The organism is Streptomyces tanashiensis (assembly GCF_014648895.1).
Taxonomy (GTDB): domain Bacteria; phylum Actinomycetota; class Actinomycetes; order Streptomycetales; family Streptomycetaceae; genus Streptomyces; species Streptomyces tanashiensis.
Map to the genome: position 1 here is coordinate 115,965 of NZ_BMRZ01000009.1, position 20,495 is coordinate 136,459.

17 protein-coding genes are annotated in these 20,495 nt (G+C 72.6%); 1 reads left to right on the plus strand and 16 read right to left on the minus strand.

The features are described 5' to 3' along the window. Positions 1 to 47 precede the first annotated feature (47 nt). The 4 genes from IE237_RS25075 to fmt form a co-directional block, all read right to left on the minus strand. Positions 48 to 1,097: a sugar-binding transcriptional regulator gene (locus IE237_RS25075; protein WP_189804373.1), complete on the minus strand. Its 1,050-nt coding sequence runs from the start codon at positions 1,095 to 1,097 to the stop codon at positions 48 to 50. A 120-nt stretch (positions 1,098 to 1,217) separates the two neighbouring features. Continuing rightward, a complete protein-coding gene (gene rpe, locus IE237_RS25080; RefSeq protein ID WP_041128223.1) occupies positions 1,218 to 1,901 on the minus strand; it encodes a ribulose-phosphate 3-epimerase in 684 nt (227 codons plus the stop codon). A 149-nt stretch (positions 1,902 to 2,050) separates the two neighbouring features. After that, on the minus strand, positions 2,051 to 3,463 hold the full coding sequence (locus IE237_RS25085) for an RsmB/NOP family class I SAM-dependent RNA methyltransferase (protein ID WP_189804374.1): 1,413 nt from the start codon (positions 3,461 to 3,463) through the stop codon (positions 2,051 to 2,053). A gap of 166 nt (positions 3,464 to 3,629) precedes the next feature. Continuing rightward, positions 3,630 to 4,562, minus strand: a complete 933-nt coding sequence (gene fmt / locus IE237_RS25090) for a methionyl-tRNA formyltransferase (protein ID WP_189804375.1) — start codon at positions 4,560 to 4,562, stop codon at positions 3,630 to 3,632. 390 nt (positions 4,563 to 4,952) lie between these two features. Here fmt and IE237_RS25095 point away from each other — a divergent pair, with 390 nt between their 5' ends. Continuing rightward, positions 4,953 to 5,471: a hypothetical protein gene (locus IE237_RS25095; protein WP_189804376.1), complete on the plus strand. Its 519-nt coding sequence runs from the start codon at positions 4,953 to 4,955 to the stop codon at positions 5,469 to 5,471. A gap of 77 nt (positions 5,472 to 5,548) precedes the next feature. Here IE237_RS25095 and IE237_RS25100 read toward each other — a convergent pair whose 3' ends face one another. The 12 genes from IE237_RS25100 to IE237_RS25155 form a co-directional block, all read right to left on the minus strand. Beyond that, positions 5,549 to 7,678, minus strand: a complete 2,130-nt coding sequence (locus tag IE237_RS25100; protein ID WP_189804377.1) for a primosomal protein N' — start codon at positions 7,676 to 7,678, stop codon at positions 5,549 to 5,551. Positions 7,679 to 7,772: 94 nt separating this feature from the next. Next, the gene (gene metK, locus IE237_RS25105) at positions 7,773 to 8,981 is read right to left on the minus strand and encodes a methionine adenosyltransferase (protein ID WP_189804378.1); all 1,209 of its coding nucleotides are present in this window, start codon (positions 8,979 to 8,981) and stop codon (positions 7,773 to 7,775) included. Between the two features lie 298 nt (positions 8,982 to 9,279). Continuing rightward, on the minus strand, positions 9,280 to 10,491 hold the full coding sequence (coaBC, locus tag IE237_RS25110) for a bifunctional phosphopantothenoylcysteine decarboxylase/phosphopantothenate--cysteine ligase CoaBC (RefSeq protein ID WP_189804379.1): 1,212 nt from the start codon (positions 10,489 to 10,491) through the stop codon (positions 9,280 to 9,282). A 108-nt stretch (positions 10,492 to 10,599) separates the two neighbouring features. Beyond that, the gene (rpoZ, locus tag IE237_RS25115) at positions 10,600 to 10,872 is read right to left on the minus strand and encodes a DNA-directed RNA polymerase subunit omega (RefSeq protein WP_030316319.1); all 273 of its coding nucleotides are present in this window, start codon (positions 10,870 to 10,872) and stop codon (positions 10,600 to 10,602) included. A gap of 28 nt (positions 10,873 to 10,900) precedes the next feature. Then, positions 10,901 to 11,464: a guanylate kinase gene (gene gmk, locus IE237_RS25120; protein ID WP_189804380.1), complete on the minus strand. Its 564-nt coding sequence runs from the start codon at positions 11,462 to 11,464 to the stop codon at positions 10,901 to 10,903. A gap of 84 nt (positions 11,465 to 11,548) precedes the next feature. Next, positions 11,549 to 11,872 (minus strand): integration host factor, encoded by a 324-nt coding sequence (locus IE237_RS25125; protein ID WP_189804381.1) that lies wholly within the window; start codon positions 11,870 to 11,872, stop codon positions 11,549 to 11,551. Between the two features lie 297 nt (positions 11,873 to 12,169). Further along, positions 12,170 to 13,006, minus strand: coding sequence for an orotidine-5'-phosphate decarboxylase (pyrF, locus tag IE237_RS25130; protein ID WP_189804382.1), 837 nt, complete (start codon positions 13,004 to 13,006; stop codon positions 12,170 to 12,172). Beyond that, positions 13,003 to 14,112, minus strand: a complete 1,110-nt coding sequence (locus tag IE237_RS25135) for a quinone-dependent dihydroorotate dehydrogenase (RefSeq protein WP_189804547.1) — start codon at positions 14,110 to 14,112, stop codon at positions 13,003 to 13,005. Before IE237_RS25135 ends, pyrF begins: the two co-directional genes overlap by 4 nt. Positions 14,113 to 14,189: 77 nt before the next feature. Then, the gene (gene carB / locus IE237_RS25140) at positions 14,190 to 17,498 is read right to left on the minus strand and encodes a carbamoyl-phosphate synthase large subunit (RefSeq protein WP_189804383.1); all 3,309 of its coding nucleotides are present in this window, start codon (positions 17,496 to 17,498) and stop codon (positions 14,190 to 14,192) included. Next, complete coding sequence (gene carA, locus IE237_RS25145; protein WP_189804384.1) at positions 17,491 to 18,633, minus strand: glutamine-hydrolyzing carbamoyl-phosphate synthase small subunit; 1,143 nt, start codon at positions 18,631 to 18,633, stop codon at positions 17,491 to 17,493. Before carA ends, carB begins: the two co-directional genes overlap by 8 nt. After that, positions 18,630 to 19,211, minus strand: a complete 582-nt coding sequence (locus IE237_RS25150; RefSeq protein WP_189804385.1) for a PH-like domain-containing protein — start codon at positions 19,209 to 19,211, stop codon at positions 18,630 to 18,632. Before IE237_RS25150 ends, carA begins: the two co-directional genes overlap by 4 nt. Further along, positions 19,208 to 20,494 (minus strand): dihydroorotase, encoded by a 1,287-nt coding sequence (locus IE237_RS25155; protein WP_189804386.1) that lies wholly within the window; start codon positions 20,492 to 20,494, stop codon positions 19,208 to 19,210. The genes IE237_RS25150 and IE237_RS25155 overlap by 4 nt, the downstream gene beginning before the upstream one ends. Position 20,495 lies beyond the last annotated feature (1 nt).

Consider the following 20,495-nt stretch of genomic DNA (forward strand, 5'->3'; position numbering starts at 1 on the left):
GAACATACCGTTACGGGATGGCTCCGGCCCCTCCTCGAAAGGCGCGTTCAGCTGCCGTCGGGGTCCTTGCGGTCGAGCGCCGGGTGCGTGCCCGGGCTGGACTCGGTGAGCAGGTAGTCGGCCGCGGCGCGGTCGGTGACCAGGCTGGTGACGAGCCCGGAGCGGAGGACCGCCCCGATCGCCGCCGCCTTGCGCTGGCCGCCGGCGATCGCCACGACCTCGGGGATCCGGCGCAGCCGGTCGGCCTCGACGGTGATGCAGCGCTCGCCCAGGTCGCGGCCGACCCGGCGGCCCTCGGCGTCGAAGAGGTGCGCGGACATCTCGGCGGCGACGCCGAGCGAGGCGTAGTGGGCGCGCTCTGTGTCGGAGAGCATGTCGTGGACGGTCGAGATGCCGGGCTCCCAGGAGCCGATGGAGACGCAGGCGACCGTCACCTTGTCGAAGTACTCGAAGGCCCGCGCGATGCCGGTCTGGCTGCGCAGGGCGGCCGCGGTGGCCGGGTCGGGCAGCAGCATGGGCGCGTAGATGGGGTGGGCCTCGCCGCCGGAGACCTGTGCCGCGCGCCGCACGGCCTCGACCGAGCCGCGCTCGGCGGTCCCGGCGTCGTACACCCCGGTGAGCTGGACGACCGTGCAGGGCGGGAGCCGGTCGAGGGCCGCCGCCATGTGGATGGTGGAGCGGCCCCAGGCCAGGCCGAGGACGTCGCCCTCGGTGACGAGCTCGCCGAGCAGGTCGGCCGCGACCTCGCCGAGGTTCTCCGGGTCGGGCGACTCGTCGTCGCCCTCCGCCGGGGACTCGACGACGACAGCGTGGCGGAGCCCGTAGCGGGCGCGGAGCGCGTCGGAGCGCTCGGCGTCCAGCTCGGCCGGTACACGGATCTCGATCCGTACGAGATCGCGCTCCAGGGCGGTCTCCAGGACCCGGGCCACCTTGAAGCGGCTCACGCCGAACTCCTCGGCGATCTGGATCTTGGACTTGCCCTCGAGGTAGAAGCGGCGGGCCATGGCCGCCGCCTGCACCAGCTCCGCGGGGCCCATCCGCAGGGCTGACCGTCCCGCCGACATACCCGCCACCGCGATCTCCTCACTGCTGTTCACGTACCGCTGTTCACGTACGGCTGTCGTTCACACTCTGGCTCGCCGTTCATCCTGTCAGAAACGACGGGCCCTGATCAGTCCTGTCGGCGGCCCGACGGACCGCGTTCATCCGCCGGAGGCTCAGTGGCCACACGCCCACGCGGCGGAGGCGGTCGCGGCCTCCGCGCGGGCCCGGAGCGAGGCGACGGCCGCGGCCGGATCGGCCGCGCCGTACACCGCGGAACCGGCGACGAAGACGTCGGCTCCGGCCTCGGCGCACCGCTCGATCGTGGACTCGGCGACCCCTCCGTCGACCTGGAGCCACAGCTCCAGGCCGTGCTTGGAGATCAGCTCACGGGTACGGCGGATCTTGGGCAGCATGATGTCGAGGAAGGCCTGGCCGCCGAAGCCGGGCTCGACGGTCATGATGAGCAGCATGTCGAGCTCGGGGAGCAGGTCCTCGTACGGCTCGATGGGCGTGGCCGGCTTGAGCGCCATCGAGGCCCGCGCGCCCTTGGCCCGGATCTCCCGCGCGAGCCGCACCGGCGCGGCGGCCGCCTCGACGTGGAAGGTCACCGAACCGGCGCCCGCCTCCACGTACTGCGGGGCCCAGCGGTCGGGGTCCTCGATCATCAGGTGGCAGTCGAGCGGCGTGTCGGTCGCACGGGCCAGCGACTCCACGATCGGCACGCCCAGCGTCAGGTTGGGCACGAAGTGGTTGTCCATCACGTCGACGTGCAGCCAGTCGGCACCGCCGACGGCCTTCGCCTCATCGGCGAGCCGGGCGAAGTCCGCGGACAGGATGCTGGGGTTGATCTGCGCCATGTGCCAAGCCTCCCACGTTCTTGGGTACTTCTTTGCCGCTCAGCGGTTTCGAATCCGGTCCAGACCAATTTCGGTACGAAGCGACGAGACCGGGACCGGGACGGACCGGGAGATTGCGGTCAGATGATCGAAGGGTCGGGCGGCCGGAATCAGGCGGTCCGGCGCAGCAGCGCCAGATACATGGCGTCCGTGCCGTGCAGATGCGGCCACAGCTGGACGTCCGGGCCGTCGCCGAGCGCCGGGACGCCGGGCAGCAGCGGGCGGGCGTCGATCAGCTCGGCGCCGCCGACCTTCTTGAGGACGTCGTCGACGACCACCCGGGTCTCGGCGAGATGCGGCGAGCAGGTCGCGTAGCCGACGACGCCGCCGACGCGCACGGCGCTCAGCGCCTCGGTGAGCAGGGCGCGCTGCAGCGGCGCGAAGCCGTCCAGGTCCTCGGGGCGGCGGCGCCAGCGTGCCTCGGGGCGGCGGCGGAGGGCTCCGAGGCCCGAGCACGGCACGTCCATGAGGATCCGGTCGAAGGAGCCGGGGCGCCACGGCGGGCGGGTGCCGTCGGCGGTGATCACCTGGTACGGGCCGGGGTTGCCGGCCAGGGCGCGCTCGACCAGGCGGGCGCGGTGCTGCTGCTTCTCGGAGGCGAGCAGGAAGGCGCCGCGCTCGGCCGCGAGGGCGCCGAGCAGGGCGGCCTTGCCGCCGGGACCGGCGCAGCCGTCGAGCCAGCGGGTGTCGCTGCCCTCCAGAGGGGCGTTCGCGAGGGCGATGGCGACGAGCTGGCTGCCCTCGTCCTGGACGCCGGCCCGGCCCTCCTTGACGGCCTCGATGGCGCCGGGCTCGCCGCCCTCGGTCATCCGCAGGGCGTACGGAGACCAGCGGCCGGGCAGAGTCTCGGTGGCCGCGGCCAGCTCCTCGGTGGTGGAGCGGCCGGGGCGGGCGACGAGGGTGACCTCGGGGCGCTCGTTGTCGGCCTCCAGGAGGTCCTCGATGCCGGCGCGGCCGCCGCCGAGGGAGTCCCAGAGCGCCGAGACGACCCAGCGGGGGTGCGAGTGGACGACGGCGAGGTGGTCCTCGGCGTCGTCGTCGTACGGCGGGGCGACCTGCGCGACCCAGGCGTCGAGGTCCTGCTGCGAGATCTTCCGCAGGACGGCGTTCACGAACTTGGCGCGCCCGTCGCCCAGCACCACACGGGCCAGCTCGACGCTGGCGGAGACGGCGGCGTGGGTCGGGATCCGGGTGCCCAGGAGCTGGTGGGCACCGAGCGAGAGGACGTCGAGCACGGGCGGGTCGACCTCGCGCAGCGGCCGGTCGACGCAGGCGGAGATGATCGCGTCGTACGTGCCCTGGCGGCGCAGCGTCCCGTACACGAGCTCGGTCGCGAGCGCGGCGTCCCGCCCGTCGAAGTCGCCCTTCTCGCGGGCCTTCCGCAGCAGCGGCGGCAGTACCAGGTTCGCGTAGGCGTCCCGCTCGTCCACCGCCCTCAGCGCCTCGAAGGCGAGCATCCGGACGGGGTCCTTCTGGGGCCGCCGGTAGGGCTTGTGGGGACGACGACGTGCCTGCTCGCTCAAAGGTGCTCCGCGTGACGAAATGAAGAGGTCGAACGTTCTCAGCCTACGTCCGTCCGGCTCCCCCGGGAAAAACGGCCCCGCGCGGGCGGTTCCCCGCCCGGGGGACGGACCGCCCCCGCCCGCTCGTCGGGCGTGGGCGGGCGGAGGGCCGGGTCCGTGCGAGCGGCTACGCGCCCAGTCGCTCGCCCGGGGCGATGCGGACGCCGCGGGCCCAGTCGGCGGCCTTCATCGGCTTCTTGCCCTGGGGCTGGACCCAGAGCAGCTCGACGGCGTACGAGCCGGTGCCGGCGTACACGTTGTTCTTGCCCACCGCGAGCTCGCCCGGGGCGAGGTCCGTGCGGTCCGGGAGCGGGGCGACCTGGATCAGCTTGAGGCGCTCGCCTCGGAAGACCGTCCAGGCACCGGGGGCCGGGGTGCAGCCGCGGACCACGCGGTCCACCCGGAGCGCGGGGGCCGCGAAGTCGACGTGGGCGTCCTCGACCTGGATCTTCGGGGCGAGGGTGATGCCCTCGACCGGCTGCGGGACGGCCTTGAGCGTGCCGTCCTCGATGCCGTCCATGGTCGCCGCGAGCAGGCCGGCGCCGGCGAAGGCGAGCCGGGTGAGCAGATCGCCGCTGGTGTCGGTGGGGCGGACGTCCTCGGTGACGACGCCGTAGACCGGTCCGGAGTCGAGGCCCTCCTCGATGAGGAAGGTGGACGCGCCCGTCACCTGGTCGCCGGCCATCAGGGAGTGCTGCACGGGCGCCGCGCCGCGCCAGGCGGGCAGCAGCGAGAAGTGCAGGTTGACCCAGCCGCGGGCGGGGATGTCGAGGGCGACCTTGGGCAGCAGCGCGCCGTAGGCGACGACCGGGCAGCAGTCCGGCGCGATCTCCCTGAGCCGGGCGAGGAACTCCTCGTCGCGGGGCCTGGCCGGCTTCAGGACCTCGATCCCGGCCTCCTCCGCCCGCTGGGCCACCGGGCTGGCGACGAGCCGCCGGCCGCGCCCCGCCGGAGCGTCCGGCCGGGTGACCACGGCGGCCACCTCGTGCCGCCCGGAGGCGAGCAGGGCGTCCAGTGCGGGAACGGCGACCTCGGGGGTGCCTGCGAAGACGAGCTTCATGGGTGGCGACTGCCTGTCTCTCCGGGGGCGTTGCGGGCAGCGCACCAGTCTAGGCGGCCGAGGCTCAGGGGGTGTCGTGCGGGCCGGGCCGGATCAGCGAGCGGCGTCCTGGGGCCCCGGATCCAAGGCGGAGGAGGGAGGCATGACGGAGTCATGTTGACCGACGACAACGCGGGAGACGGGGTCGCAGGGCGTCGGGAGCCCGGCCCGGCCCGCACGACGCCCCCTCAGGGGGCGTACGGGAGGATGAGCGCCCCGCGCATATGCGTGTACGCCCCCGCAGCGTGACCCAACTCCCGGTGGCGCGTTGGTCAAGAGAGATTGACCGAATCGGGCCGCTGTTCCCCCCTGCGGCCCGCCCCCTTAAACGCCGGTTCGAGAGGCTTTCACATGGCCGACCACGCAACCCACGACGCCCAAGCCCGGGCAAGTCTGCATCTGTTGGTGCGGGACATCGAGCGGGTCCGGCGGCAGGTGGACGCACTGCGCACGCTCACGGCCCAGCTGGGCAATGTCTACCGCCCTCGCCGCTCCGGCCCGTCGACGGGCTTCGTCGTCTACGGGCGCGCGCCCGCCCCGACCGTACGTCTCGCCCAGGAGCTGCGGGACAGTGTCGAGACCCTGGTGACCGCGGCGGTCGACTTCGACCGCTCGCTCGGATTCTCCTGGGACGCGGTGGGTTCCGCGCTCGGGGTCACCAAGCAGGCCGTCCACCGCCGCTACGGAGCCCGCCGCGCGCCCCAGCCGGGCGTGACCGTGGACCAGGAGCACCCGGTGGAGCCGGGCACCACCCGCACGCTGCCCTCGGTCCCCGCCGCCCGTTCGATGCCGCCGCAGCCCACCTCGGGCAGCGCCGCCCTCCGCGAGGACCCGCGCCCGCCGGCCTTCCCCGGCCCGCGCAACGGCTGACCCACGAGACGACAGGCGAACGGCCGCCCGCCCCCGGAAGGGACGGGCGGCCGTTCGCGTGTCCGGGGGCGTCCCCGTCAGCCGATGTCCGGCGGGTCCACCCGGATCCGCACCGGATCCCCGCCGCCGCGCGCGAGCCGGCCCGCCCTGGCCTGTTTGAGCGAGGCCGCGAGGGCCGCGCCGCTGCCCGGCGGGACCCGGACCAGGGCCCGGTCCCACTGCTCGCCCGGCGGCGGGTCGCCCGGTCTGCGCGGCCCGCCGGGACGGACGACGGGCAGCGGTACGGGACCGAGGACCTCGGCGTCGGCGGGGAGCCCGGCCCCGGCCAGGAAGCCCTCGACGGCCTCCGGCGGCCCGGAGACGGCGGCCATCCGGGAGACCGGCGGGAAGCCCAGCTCGGCGCGCTCGGCCAGCTCCCGCCGGGCGTGCCCGACCGGGTCCCAGCGGACGAGCGCCTGGACGGGCCGCAGGGTCGGTTCGGCGACCACGACGACGGTGCCGCCCTCGGGCTGGCCGCGGACCAGCGAGGCCGCGTCGATCCAGCGGCGCAGCGCCTCCTCTCCCGCGCGCAGGTCGGGCCGGCCGAGCATGGCCCAGCCGTCGAGGAGCAGCGCGGCCGCGTAGCCGCCCTCGGCGACGGGTTCGGCTCCGGGGGTGGAGACGACGAGCGCGGGGCGCCCGGGCACGCTGTCCAGCACGTGGTCGCGTCCGGAGGTCCGTACCGGAACGGCGGGGAAGGCCCGGCCGAGCTCCTCCGCGGTCCGCCGGGCGCCGACCACCTGGGCCCTCAGCCGGGTCGAGCCGCACTCCACGCAGTGCCAGTCGGGGGCGCCGCGCCCGCACCAGCCGCACCGCAGCTCCTGCTGCTCGGGGGCTTCGAGGGGCCCGGCGCAGTGCCGGCAGCGGGCGGGCGTGCGGCAGCGCTCGCAGGACAGCCTCGGCACGTACCCCCGGCGGGGGACCTGCACGAGCACGGGCCCGGTCTTGAGGCCCTCCCGCACGGTCTGCCAGGCCAGCGAGGGCAGCCGGGCCGCCCGCGCGGCCTCGTCGCGGGCCAGTTCGCCGTCGCCGACGGTACGGATCAGGGGGGCGGCCCTGCGGACCTGCTCGCGTCCGGCGTCCAGGGCCTGGGCCCAGCCGGTCTCGACGAGCTGGGCGGCCTCGACGGTGCAGCTGGTGGAGCCGAGGAGGAAGGCGCACCGGTCGTGGGCGGCGCGCAGGAGCAGCACCTCGCGCGCGTGGGGCTGGGGGGCGTGCGGTTCGCTGTGGCTGCCGTCGCCGTCGTCCCAGATGACGGCGAGGCCGAGGTCCCGCACGGGGGCGAACATCGCGGCCCGGGTGCCGACGACGGCCCGCACGGCGCCGCGCCGCACGGCGAGCCATCGCGCGTACCGCTGCTCGGGGCCCGCCTCGGCGGTGAGCAGCGCGTGCCGCCCCTCGCCCAGGACCTCGGTCAGCGCCGCGTCGACCCGGCCGGCGGCCCTCCCGTCGGGGACGACGACGAGCGCGCCCCGCCCGGAGGCGAGGGTCGCGGCGACGGCCCGGGCGATCTCCTCGGCCCAGTGGGGGCCCGGCAGCGCGGTCCACACGGCCCGGGGCGCCCCGCCGCGCGCGAGGGAGTCCAGGAACGCGGGCCCGCGCTCGTACCGCGTCCAGCTCCCCGGCTCCGGGGCCCTCGGCGGCGGCTGCGGTGCGGGCGACGGGCGGCCCTCGGCCCGGGCGCTGCGCGGCGGCACGGCGAGCTGGAGCACGTCGGCGAGGCTTCCCGCGTACCGGTCGGCGACGGCCCGGGCGAGGCCGAGCAGCTCGGGTCCGAGCACCGGCTCGGGCGAGACGACGTCGGCGAGCGCGGCCAGCGGCCCGGAGTAGTCCGAGGTGGCCCGTCGCTCGACGAGGAACCCGTCGATGAGCCGTCCGCCCTCGCGCCGCCCGTTCTTCACCTGGTGGGCGCCCGCCCCGAACCGCACCCGGACCCGGACCCCGGGCCGGGCGACCTCGTCCAGCTCCTCGGGGACCGCGTAGTCGAAGAACTGGTCGAGGTGGAGCGCGCCCTTGTTCACGACGACCCGCGCGACCGGCAGCTCCTTGGCCAGCGCGGCCCCGCGCCAGGTCCGCGGCTTGGCCCGCGGCACCTTCGCCTTCCGGACGGTCTCCCGGATGAGCGCGAGCTGCTCGTGCTCCTCGGACTTCTCGTTCTCGCTGCTCACAGCCCCATACCTACCAGACGCCACCGACAGCCGGACATGACCGAAGCCCGGCACCCCCCACGGGGTACCGGGCTTCGTCGCCTGCGGCCTGGGACTACAGGCCGGCGGCCTGCTTCAGGGCGTCCACGCGGTCCGTGCGCTCCCAGGTGAAGTCCGGCAGCTCGCGGCCGAAGTGGCCGTAGGCGGCGGTCTGGGAGTAGATCGGGCGGAGCAGGTCGAGGTCGCGGATGATCGCGGCCGGGCGGAGGTCGAAGACCTCGGCGATGGCGTTCTCGATCTTCTCGTTGTCGACGGTGTTGGTGCCGAAGGTCTCGACGAAGAGACCGACGGGCTCGGCCTTGCCGATCGCGTAGGCGACCTGGACCTCGCAGCGCGAGGCGAGGCCCGCGGCGACGACGTTCTTGGCGACCCAGCGCATGGCGTAGGCGGCCGAGCGGTCGACCTTGGACGGGTCCTTGCCGGAGAAGGCGCCGCCACCGTGGCGGGCCATGCCGCCGTAGGTGTCGATGATGATCTTGCGGCCGGTGAGGCCGGCGTCGCCCATCGGGCCGCCGATCTCGAAGCGGCCGGTCGGGTTCACCAGCAGGCGGTAGCCGTCGGTGTCGAGCTTGATGCCGTCCTCGACGAGCTGCTTGAGCACGTGCTCGACGACGAACTCGCGGATGTCGGGCGCGAGCAGCGACTCGAGGTCGATGTCCGAGGCGTGCTGCGAGGAGACGACGACCGTGTCGAGGCGGACGGCCTTGTCGCCGTCGTACTCGATGGTGACCTGGGTCTTGCCGTCGGGACGCAGGTACGGGATGGTCCCGTTCTTGCGGACCTCGGTGAGGCGGCGGGAGAGCCGGTGCGCGATGTGGATCGGCAGCGGCATCAGCTCGGGGGTCTCGTCCGACGCGTAGCCGAACATCAGGCCCTGGTCGCCGGCGCCCTGCTTGTCGAGCTCGTCCTCGTCGCCCTCGACCCGCTTCTCGTACGCGGTGTCCACGCCCTGGGCGATGTCCGGGGACTGGGATCCGATGGACACCGACACGCCGCAGGAGGCGCCGTCGAAGCCCTTCTTCGAGGAGTCGTAACCGATCTCGAGGATCTTGTTCCGGACGAGGGTCGGGATGTCCGCCCACGCCTTCGTCGTCACCTCACCGGCGACGTGCACCAGGCCGGTGGTGATCAGCGTCTCGACGGCGACGCGCGAGGTGGGGTCCTCGCGCAGCAGTGCGTCGAGAATGGTGTCGCTGATCTGGTCAGCGATCTTGTCGGGGTGACCCTCGGTGACAGATTCCGAGGTGAACAGACGACGGGACACAACGCTCCCTGGGGTTGCAGCGGCTGCTGGCTACTCGTGACGCGGACCGGCAGGGGGCTGCGCCCCGCGACGTTCCACGAACAGTCTATCGGTCGTGGTCGGACAATGGACCAGGTGTCTCGCCTGTCGAATGCCGCCGAGCGGACGAAACCGGCCTCCAGCAAGGCAGAAGTGCCCGCCCGGGTGGGGCGCAAATCACTCCTGGCGCGGCGTTTCGCGCCTCCCCGTGTGCCGTTTCACGCCTCCCGGGAGCGACTTCGCGCCGACCTGGCGGCCGCCGTGGAGCCGCCCGGATCCGTCAGGTCGCGGGGCGCAGCCGCGGCAGGACCAGGTCCCAGACCGTCTCGGCGAGCGCTTCCTTCGGTCCGTACGGTACGGGGGTCTCGGCGCCGTCCGACGCGAGGACGACGGCCTCGTTCTCCTCGGAGCCGAAGGTCTTGTGCTCCCCCACCTCGTTGACGACGAGCAGGTCGCAGCCCTTCCGGCGGAGCTTCGCCCGACCGTTGGCGAGGACGTCGTCGGTCTCCGCGGCGAAGCCGACGACCACCTGGCCGGGCAGGGCGCGGTCGGCGGCCAGCTCGGCGAGGATGTCGGGGTTGCGGACGAGTTCGATCGTCGGCGCTCCCCCGTCGTCCGTCTTCTTGATCTTGCCGGGGGCGTAGACGGCCGGGCGGAAGTCGGCGACGGCGGCGGCCATCACGACCGCGTCGGCGTCGGCCGCGGCCTTGAGCACGGCCTCGCGGAGCTGGACGGCGGTGCCGACGTGGACCACGTCGACGCCCGCCGGGTCGGCGATGCCGGTGTTCGCCTCGACGAGCGTGACCCGGGCGCCGCGGGCGGCGGCGGCCTTGGCGAGCGCGTAGCCCTGCTTCCCGGAGGAGCGGTTGCCGAGGTAGCGGACGGGGTCGAGGGGCTCGCGGGTACCGCCGGCGCTGACGACGACATGGCGGCCGGCGAGGTCGGGGGCGGCGGTGCCGCGGGCCAGGATCCTGCGGCAGACCTCGAAGATCTCCGCCGGGTCCGGGAGCCGGCCCTTGCCGGTGTCGACGCCGGTGAGGCGGCCGACGGCGGGCTCGATGACGACGGCGCCGCGGCGGCGCAGGGTCGCCACGTTCTCCTGGGTCGCCGGGTGCTCCCACATCTCGGTGTGCATGGCGGGGGCGAAGACGACCGGACAGCGCGCGGTGAGCAGCGTGTTGGTGAGCAGGTCGTCGGCGAGGCCGTGGGCGGCCTTGGCGAGCATGTCGGCGGTGGCGGGGGCGACGACGACGAGGTCGGCCGCCTGGCCGATCCGCACGTGCGGGACCTCGTGGACGGAGTCCCACACCTCGGTGGAGACGGGGTTGCCGGAGAGCGCGGACCAGGTCGCCGCGCCGACGAAGTGCAGCGCGGAGTCGGTGGGGACGACGCGCACGTCGTGGCCCGACTCGGTGAGCCTGCGGAGCAGCTCGCACGCCTTGTAGGCGGCGATGCCGCCGCTCACGCCCAGGACGACCTTCGGCTCGGACACGACTTCCACGACTCCCCGCACTCGGATGCGTACGACTCCATGAGACACCACAGGCCCGGCGGATGTTCCGCCGGGCCTGTGGTGACAAGTGTTACAAGCGCTACGTGCTCAGGTCGCGGGGCCCTCGATGGCCTCGGACGTCAGCAGACCCGCGTTGATCTCGCGCAGGGCGATCGAGAGCGGCTTCTCGTGGACGTGGGTGTCGACGAGCGGACCCACGTACTCCAGCAGGCCCTCGCCGAGCTGGGAGTAGTACGCATTGATCTGACGCGCGCGCTTGGCCGCGTAGATCACGAGGCTGTACTTCGAGTCCGTGGCCTCGAGCAGCTCGTCGATCGGCGGGTTGATGATGCCCTCGGGCGCGGTGATGGAAGAGGACACGCTCTACCTTCCGAAGATGGAAAAAAGATCAGACAACGTGCATCAACGTTAGCAGCTCGCGTGCGACGTCCTCGACGGAGGTGTTGACGAGGGTGGTGTCGAACTCCGACTCGGCGGCCAGCTCGACCTTCGCGGCCTCCAGACGGCGCGCGATGACCTCGGGCGACTCGGTGCCGCGGCCGGTGAGCCGGCGGACCAGCTCCTCCCAGCTCGGCGGAGCCAGGAAGACCAGCTGGGACTCGGGCATGGAGTCCTTCACCTGACGGGCGCCCTGGAGGTCGATCTCCAGGAGCACGGGCTCGCCGGAGTCCAGCCGCTCGAGGACGGCTCCGCGCGGGGTGCCGTAGCGGTTGCCCGCGAACTCGGCCCACTCGAGGAGCTCACCGTTGGCGATCAGCTTGTCGAACTCGTCGTCCGTGACGAAGAAGTAGTGGACGCCGTGCTTCTCGCCGGGGCGGGGCTTCCGTGTCGTCGCCGACACCGAGAGCCAGACCTCGGGGTGGACCTTGCGCATATGAGCGACGACCGTGCTCTTGCCGACCCCTGAGGGGCCGGAGAGCACGGTCAGCCGCGGACGTACCTCTGCTGCCATGCAGCGATTATTCCAGCTTCACCGGCATGCCCGGGACGCTTGCCCCGGAACGGGCGCCGGACCGGAAGCGGGTCCGGTCGCCGATCAGGCGCCGGAGCCGCCGAACTCGCGCTCCAGGGAGGCGATCTGGTTGGAGCCGAGACCGCGCACCCGGCGGCTCTCGGAGATGCCGAGCCGCTCCATGATCTGCTTGGCGCGGACCTTGCCGACGCCGGGCAGGGACTCAAGGAGCGCGGAGACCTTCATCTTGCCGATGACGTCGTTCTCCTGGCCGGTCTTGATGACCTCGTGCAGGGAGGCGCCGGAGTGCTTGAGTCGATTCTTGACCTCGGCCCGCTCCCGGCGAGCCGCGGCGGCCTTTTCGAGCGCGGCTGCGCGCTGTTCAGGGGTAAGGGGCGGAAGAGCCACGCCTACGTCACCTCGGATGTCGATCTGTCGGATACGGACCGGTGAGGAACCTGGACGCCCCACACCAGTGGAGCAACGATCAACGGAGTGGCCGTTGAACGCCTGCTCTGCCCCGGAGACTAGCGGCCGAGGCCGCTCCAGTCAGCGAGAACAGCGGAAAAGTCCTGGTCAGCATCGACCGACCAGGACTTTTCCGGCATAACGACTCGGTTTTGAGCCAAGATTTCGTCAAGTGGTGAGACGGCTCACCTTCGGGCGGCCCGTCCCCTCCGACCTGCGGATTGTCCGGGAGACCCGTCAGCCGGCGACGGCCGCGCGGATCTCGTCCGCGTACCGGTGCGCCGAGTCCCGCAGGGCGACCACGTCCGGGCCGTTCCTGAGGACCCCGCGGCTGACGTTCGGGACGACGTTGCCGACGGCCGCGCCGAAGACGGCCGGGAGGTCGGCGGGGGTCGCGCCCTGGGCGCCGATGCCGGGGGCGAGGAGCGGCCCGTTGATGTCCAGGTCGAAGGAGGACAGGTCGCCGAGGGTCGCGCCGACGACCGCGCCGAAGGAGCCCATCGGGGTCTCCCCCGCGTTCTCCTCGGCGAGGTGGGCGAGCATGGTCGCTCCGACGGTGCGGCCGTCCTCGCGGACCGCCCGCTGGACCTCCGCGCCCTCCGGGTTGGAGGTGAGGGCCAGCACGAAGAGGCCGGCTCCGGACTCCCGCGCCAGGTCGACGGCCGGCTTCAGGGCGCCGTAGCCGAGGTACGGGGAGACCGTCAGCGCGTCGGAGAAGAGCGGGGAGTCCTTGCGCAGGAAGGTCTCCGCGTAGGCGGCCATCGTGGAGCCGATGTCGCCGCGCTTCGCGTCCATGACGACCAGGCCGCCCGCGGCCCGCAGATCGGCCGTGGCGCGCTCCAGGACGGCGATGCCGCGGGAGCCGAAGCGCTCGAAGAAGGCGGACTGCGGCTTGAAGACGGCCACGGTCCCGGCGAGGGCCTCGACGACGGTGAAGGTGAAGCGCTCCAGGCCGGCGATGTCGTCGCTCAGGCCCCAGGAGTCGAGCAGCGCGGCGTGCGGGTCGATGCCGACGCAGAGCGGGCCGCGCTCGTCCATCGCGGAGCGCAGGCGGGTGCCGAAGGAGAGGGTCACTGGGCGGCCTTTCGGTTGTCGGCGCCGACGGCCTCGGCGAGGGTGGCGTACGGGGAGGCCGCGAGGCGCGCGGCGAGGCCCTTGTGGATCGCGCGGGCGTAGAACGGGCCCTCGTAGATGAAGGCGCTGTAGCCCTGGACGAGGGTGGCGCCCGCGAGGATGCGCTGCCAGGCGTCCTCGGCGTTCTCGATGCCGCCGACGCCCACCAGGACCAGACGGTCGCCCACGCGCGCGTGGAGGCGGCGCAGGACGGCCAGGGAGCGCTCCTTGACGGGCGCGCCGGACAGACCGCCGGTCTCCTTGACCAGCGCGGGGTCGGACTTCAGGCCGAGGCCCTCGCGCGCGATGGTGGTGTTGGTGGCGATGATGCCGTCGAGACCGAGCTCCAGGGCGAGGTCGGCGACCGCGTCGACGTCCTCGTCGGCCAGGTCGGGGGCGATCTTGACGAGGAGCGGGACGCGGCGGTCGGTGACCGTGCGGTCGGCGGCCTCGCGGACGGCCGTGAGGAGCGGGCGCAGGGACTCGGTGGCCTGGAGGTTGCGGAGGGCGGGGGTGTTCGGGGAGGAGACGTTGACGACGAGGTAGTCGGCGTGCGCGGCGAGGCGCTCGGTGGACTTCACGTAGTCGGCGGCGGCCTCGGCCTCGGGGACGACCTTGGTCTTGCCGATGTTGACGCCGACGGTGGTCCGGAAGACCGCCTTGCGGGCGCCCAGGCGCTCGGCGACGGCGGCGGAGCCCTCGTTGTTGAAGCCCATGCGGTTGATCAGGGCGCGGTCCGGGACGAGCCGGAAGAGGCGCTTCTTGGGGTTGCCGGGCTGGGCCTCGCCGGTGACGGTGCCGATCTCGACGTGGTCGAAGCCGAGCATCGCCATGCCGTCGATGGCGACGGCGTTCTTGTCGAAGCCGGCGGCGAGCCCGAAGGGGCCGTGCATCCGGAGGCCGAGGGCCTCGGTGCGCAGCTCCTTGTACCGGGGCGCGAGGACGGCGGCGACGAAGGTGCGCAGGACCGGGGTGCGAGCGGCGAGCCGGATCCAGCGGAAGGCCAGGTAGTGGGCCTCCTCCGGGTCCATCCGCTTGAAGACCAGGTGGAAGAAGAACTTGTACATGGGTCTGTCGTCCAAGTGTGCTCATGACGAGGGGGACACCGCAGGTCCTGCCGGTGTCCCCCTCCTCGTACGGGCTGCTAGTCGCGGGCCGCGGTCAGGTGCTCCGCGTGCTCCTGGAGCGAGCGGACGCCCACGTCTCCGTGGCCGAGCGCCTCGATGCCCTGGACGGCCGCGGCGAGCGCCTGGACCGTGGTGAGGCACGGGACGCTGCGCGCCACCGCGGCCGTACGGATCTCGTAGCCGTCGAGGCGGCCGCCGGTGCCGTACGGCGTGTTGACGATCAGGTCGACCTGGCCGTCGTGGATGAGCTGGACGATGGTCTTCTCGCCGTTCGGGCCCTCGCCCTCGCTGAGCTTGCGGACGACCGTGGCGTTGATGCCGTTGCGCTTGAGGACCTCGGCGGTGCCGGAGGTGGCGAGCAGCTCGAAGCCGTGGGCGACGAGCTCGCGGGCCGGGAAGATCATCGAGCGCTTGTCGCGGTTGGCGACCGAGATGAACGCGCGGCCCTTGGTGGGCAGCGGGCCGTAGGCGCCGGCCTGCGACTTGGCGTAGGCCGTGCCGAAGACCGCGTCGATTCCCATGACCTCGCCGGTGGAGCGCATCTCCGGGCCGAGGACGGTGTCGACGCCGCGGCCGTGCACGTCGCGGAAGCGCGACCACGGCATGACGGCCTCCTTGACGGAGATCGGCGCGTCGAGCGGCAGGGTGCCGCCGTCGCCGTTCTTCGGCAGCAGGCCCTCGGCGCGCAGCTCGGCGATGGTGGCGCCCAGCGAGATGCGGGCGGCGGCCTTCGCGAGCGGCACGGCGGTCGCCTTCGAGGTGAAGGGCACGGTCCGGGAGGCGCGCGGGTTCGCCTCCAGGACGTAGAGGATGTCGCCGGCCATGGCGAACTGGATGTTGATCAGGCCGCGGACGCCGACGCCCTTGGCGATGGCCTCGGTGGAGGCGCGCAGGCGCTTGATGTCGAAGCCGCCGAGGGTGATCGGGGGCAGGGCGCAGGCCGAGTCGCCGGAGTGGATGCCGGCCTCCTCGATGTGCTCCATGACGCCGCCGAGGTAGAGCTCCTCGCCGTCGTAGAGCGCGTCGACGTCGATCTCGATGGCGTCGTCGAGGAAGCGGTCGACCAGGACCGGCCGGGTGGGGCTGATCTCGGTGGACTCGGCGATGTACGACTCCAGGCGGGCCTCGTCGTACACGATCTCCATGCCGCGGCCGCCGAGCACGTACGAGGGGCGTACGAGGACCGGGTAGCCGATCTCGTCGGCGATGGCCTTGGCGCCGGCGAAGGTGGTCGCGGTGCCGTGCTTCGGCGCGGGGAGCCCGGCCTCGGCGAGGACGCGGCCGAAGGCGCCGCGGTCCTCGGCGGCGTGGATGGCCTCCGGGGAGGTGCCGACGACCGGCACGCCGTTGTCCTTGAGCGCCTGCGACAGGCCCAGGGGGGTCTGGCCGCCGAGCTGGACGACGACACCGGCGACGGGGCCGGCGAGGGTCTCGGCGTGGACGATCTCCAGCACGTCCTCGAGCGTCAGCGGCTCGAAGTACAGGCGGTCGGAGGTGTCGTAGTCCGTCGAGACGGTCTCCGGGTTGCAGTTGACCATCACGGTCTCGTAGCCCGCGTCGCTCAGGGCGAAGGAGGCGTGGACGCAGGAGTAGTCGAACTCGATGCCCTGGCCGATGCGGTTCGGGCCGGAGCCCAGGATGATCACCGCGGGCTTCTCGCGCGGCGCGACCTCGCTCTCCTCGTCGTACGAGGAGTAGAAGTACGGGGTCTTGGCGGCGAACTCGGCGGCGCAGGTGTCGACCGTCTTGTAGACCGGGCGGACGCCGAGGGCGTGCCGGACCTCGCGGACGACGTCCTCGCGCAGGCCGCGGATCTCGGCGATCTGGGCGTCGGAGAAGCCGTGGCGCTTGGCCTCGGCGAGCAGCTCGGGGTGGAGCTTCTCGGCGGCGGTCAGCTCGTCGGCGATCTCCTTGATCAGGAAGAGCTGGTCGACGAACCACGGGTCGATCTTCGTGGCGTCGAAGACCTCCTGCGGGGTGGCGCCGGCGCGGATGGCCTGCATGACGGTGTTGATGCGGCCGTCGGTCGGGCGGACCGACTCGCGGAGCAGCTCGGCCTTGTCGCCGGGCTCGCCCACGAAGGTGAACTGCGAGCCCTTCTTCTCCAGGGAGCGCAGGGCCTTCTGGAGGGCCTCGGTGAAGTTGCGGCCGATGGCCATGGCCTCGCCGACCGACTTCATGGTGGTGGTGAGGGTGGAGTCGGCCTGCGGGAACTTCTCGAAGGCGAAGCGCGGGGCCTTGACGACGACGTAGTCGAGCGTGGGCTCGAAGGACGCCGGAGTCTTCTCCGTGATGTCGTTCGGGATCTCGTCCAGCGTGTAGCCGACGGCGAGACGGGCCGCGATCTTGGCGATCGGGAAGCCGGTCGCCTTGGAGGCGAGCGCCGAGGAGCGGGAGACGCGGGGGTTCATCTCGATGACGATGATCCGGCCGTCGTCCGGGTTGACCGCGAACTGGATGTTGCAGCCGCCGGTGTCGACGCCGACCTCGCGGATGATCGCGATGCCGATGTCGCGGAGCCGCTGGTACTCGCGGTCGGTGAGCGTCATCGCCGGGGCGACGGTGATCGAGTCGCCGGTGTGGACGCCCATCGGGTCGAAGTTCTCGATGGAGCAGACGACCACGACGTTGTCGCTCTTGTCGCGCATGAGCTCCAGCTCGTACTCCTTCCAGCCGAGGATGGACTCCTCCAGGAGCACCTCGGTGGTCGGGGAGAGCGTGAGGCCCTGGCCGGCGATGCGGCGCAGCTCTTCCTCGTCGTGGGCGAAGCCGGAGCCGGCGCCGCCCATGGTGAAGGAGGGGCGGACGACGACGGGGTAGCCGCCGAGCGTCTCGACGCCCTTGAGGACGTCGTCCATGGAGTGGCAGATGACCGAGCGGGCGGACTCGCCGTACCCGATCTTGGCCTTGACGGCCTCGACGACGCCCTTGAAGAGGTCGCGGTCCTCGCCCTTGTTGATGGCCTCGACGTTGGCGCCGATGAGCTCGACGCCGTACTTCTCCAGCACACCCTGCTCGTGCATGGAGATCGCGGTGTTGAGCGCGGTCTGGCCGCCGAGGGTGGGCAGGAGCGCGTCGGGGCGCTCCTTGGCGATGATCTTCTCGACGAACTCGGGGGTGATCGGCTCGACGTACGTGGCGTCGGCGATCTCCGGGTCGGTCATGATCGTGGCCGGGTTGGAGTTGACCAGGATCACCCGCAGGCCCTCGGCCTTGAGGATGCGGCAGGCCTGGGTGCCGGAGTAGTCGAACTCGGCGGCCTGTCCGATGACGATCGGGCCGGAGCCGATGACCAGGACGGACTGGATATCGGTGCGCTTAGGCACGCTCGGCCTCCATCAGGGATACGAAGCGGTCGAAGAGGTACGCGGCGTCGTGCGGGCCCGCGGCCGCCTCGGGGTGGTACTGGACGGAGAAGGCCGGCTGGTCGAGCAGCTGGAGGCCTTCGACGACCTGGTCGTTCAGGCAGACGTGGGAGACCTCGGCACGCCCGTAGGGGGTGTCGGAGACCTTGTCGAGGGGCGCGTCGACGGCGAAGCCGTGGTTGTGCGCGGTGACCTCGACCTTGCCGGTGGTGCGGTCCTGGACCGGCTGGTTGATGCCCCGGTGGCCGTACTTCAGCTTGTAGGTGCCGAAGCCGAGGGCGCGGCCGAGGATCTGGTTGCCGAAGCAGATGCCGAAGAGGGGCGTCCTGCGCTCCAGGACGGCCTGCATGACGGCGACGGGGCCGTCGGCGGTGGCCGGGTCGCCCGGGCCGTTGGAGAAGAACACTCCGTCGGGCCGGACGGCGTAGATGTCCTCGGCGGTGGCGGTGGCGGGGAGGACGTGGACCTCGATGCCGCGCTCGGCCATCCGGTGCGGGGTCATGCCCTTGATGCCGAGGTCGACGGCGGCGACGGTGAACTTCTTCTCGCCGATCGCGGGGACGACGTAGGTCTCCTTGGTGGCGACCTCGGCGGAGAGGTTCGCGCCCTTCATCTGCGGCTGCGCCTGGACCTTCGCCAGGAGGGCGGCCTCGTCGGCGAGCGCGTCGCCGGAGAAGATGCCGACGCGCATGGCGCCGCGCTCGCGCAGGTGGCGGGTGAGGGCGCGGGTGTCGATGCCGGAGATGCCGACGACGCCCTGGCGCTCCAGCTCCTCGTCCAGCGAGCGCTGGGAGCGCCAGTTGGAGGAGACGCGTGCGGGGTCGCGGACGACGTATCCGGAGACCCAGATGCGGCCGGACTCGGGGTCCTCGTCGTTGACGCCGGTGTTGCCGACGTGCGGGGCCGTCATGACCACGACCTGCCGGTGGTACGACGGGTCGGTGAGGGTCTCCTGGTAGCCGGTCATGCCGGTGGAGAACACGGCCTCGCCGAAGGTCTCCCCCACGGCCCCGTAGGCGCGGCCGCGGAAGGCGCGGCCGTCCTCCAGGACGAGTACGGCGGGAGCCTTGGCGGCTCCCCTGGTGGAGGTCGTCATCGTGCGATGCCTTCCGTCGTGGTGGTTACGGCGTTCATGGAGTTGATGGCCTCGACCCAGGCCGTGTGCTCGGCCGCCCGGTCGGAGCGGAAGCCGGAGTCGAGCTGCTTGCCACCGTGCTCCCAGGTGACGATCAGGAGCCCGCCCTCGGCGAGGACCTTGCCGGCGATGCCCTTGTCGAGGCGGGCCTCGCGCAGGGCGGCGGCCGGCACGAAGAAGTCGTTCGCCCCGGGGCGCACGACCTCGATCCCGGCGTCGGTGAGCGTGAGCTCGACGCGGCTGCGGGTGCCGAGGCCGTGGGCGACGATCCGGTCGAGCCAGTGCCCGGCGGTCGTGGACCCGTGGTAGCGCCCGCTGAGAGTCAGTTTCGCCTCGCCGGTCGTGTCCGGCGCGGTGGGCAGCTCGGGCAGGTCCGACTGGAGGCTGCCGCGCCACTTCCATCCCTGGCGCATGAGCCAGTACACGAAGGCGACGAAGAGCAGCAGCCCGGCGACCCAGCCGAGCCGTCCGGCCCAGTCGGTCACCTCCGCCGACTTCTGCTCGGCAGCCTCTGCGGCGATTGCGATGAGTGGTGTCACGCCAGCTTCCCGTCCACGACCGTTGCCCGGCCCCGCAGGAAGGTGTGGGTGACGCGTCCCGGCAGCTCGCGGCCCTCGTAGGGGGTGTTGCGGCTGCGGGAGGCGAAGTCCGCGGGGTCCACGACACCACGGTAAGCCGGATCGACCAGCGTCAGGTTCGCGGGCTCACCTGCCGAGACGGGTCGTCCGTGGCCGTCGGCGGCTCCGATGCGGGCGGGCGCGAAGGACATCCGCTCGGCGACGCCGGCCCAGTCGAGGAGGCCGGTCTCGACCATCGTCTGCTGGACGACGGAGAGGGCGGTCTCCAGGCCGACCATGCCCATGGCGGCGGCGGCCCACTCGCAGTCCTTGTCCTCGTGCGGGTGCGGGGCGTGGTCGGTGGCGACGATGTCGATGGTGCCGTCGGCCAGCGCCTCGCGGAGCGCGAGGACGTCCTTCTCGGTGCGCAGCGGCGGGTTGACCTTGTAGACCGGGTTGTACGAGCGGACCAGCTCGTCCGTGAGGAGGAGGTGGTGGGGGGTGACCTCGGCGGTGACGTCGATGCCGCGGGACTTGGCCCAGCGGACGATCTCGACGGAGCCGGCGGTGGAGAGGTGGCAGATGTGGACGCGGGAGCCGACGTGCTCGGCGAGGAGGACGTCGCGGGCGATGATCGACTCCTCGGCGACGGCGGGCCAGCCGCCGAGACCCAGCTCCGCGGAGACGATGCCCTCGTTCATCTGGGCGCCCTCGGTGAGGCGGGGCTCCTGGGCGTGCTGGGCGACGACGCCGCCGAAGGCCTTCACGTACTCCAGGGCGCGGCGCATGATCACGGCGTCGTCGACGCACTTGCCGTCGTCGGAGAAGACGGTGACGCCGGCGGCGGAGTCGTGCATGGCGCCGAGCTCGGCGAGCTTCTTGCCCTCCAGGCCGACGGTGACGGCGCCGATGGGCTGGACGTCGCAGTAGCCGGACTCCTTGCCGAGGCGCCAGACCTGCTCGACGACACCGGCGGTGTCGGCGACCGGGTGGGTGTTGGCCATGGCGAAGACGGCGGTGTAGCCGCCGGAGGCGGCGGCGCGGGTGCCGGTGAGGACGGTCTCGGAGTCCTCGCGGCCGGGCTCGCGCAGGTGGGTGTGGAGGTCGACCAGGCCGGGCAGCAGGATCTGGCCGTCGGCCTCGATCACGGTCGCGCCCTCGGCGGACAGGCCCGTCCCGACCTCGGCGATGGTCTCGCCGTCGATGAGGACGTCCTGGGCCTCGCCGCCGAGGACCTTCGCACCGCGGATAAGGATCTTGCTCATG

What these genes read in the sequence shown, in the direction of transcription:
- rpe (WP_041128223.1), bottom strand. Translation starts at nt 1,901, where the DNA reads ATGGCGCAGATCAACCCCAGCATCCTGTCCGCGGACTTCGCCCGGCTC.
- fmt (WP_189804375.1), bottom strand. Translation starts at nt 4,562, where the DNA reads ATGAAGCTCGTCTTCGCAGGCACCCCCGAGGTCGCCGTTCCCGCACTG.
- IE237_RS25095 (WP_189804376.1), top strand. Translation starts at nt 4,953, where the DNA reads ATGGCCGACCACGCAACCCACGACGCCCAAGCCCGGGCAAGTCTGCAT.
- gmk (WP_189804380.1), bottom strand. Translation starts at nt 11,464, where the DNA reads ATGGCAGCAGAGGTACGTCCGCGGCTGACCGTGCTCTCCGGCCCCTCA.
- IE237_RS25135 (WP_189804547.1), bottom strand. Translation starts at nt 14,112, where the DNA reads ATGTACAAGTTCTTCTTCCACCTGGTCTTCAAGCGGATGGACCCGGAG.
- carA (WP_189804384.1), bottom strand. Translation starts at nt 18,633, where the DNA reads ATGACGACCTCCACCAGGGGAGCCGCCAAGGCTCCCGCCGTACTCGTC.
- IE237_RS25155 (WP_189804386.1), bottom strand. Translation starts at nt 20,494, where the DNA reads ATGAGCAAGATCCTTATCCGCGGTGCGAAGGTCCTCGGCGGCGAGGCC.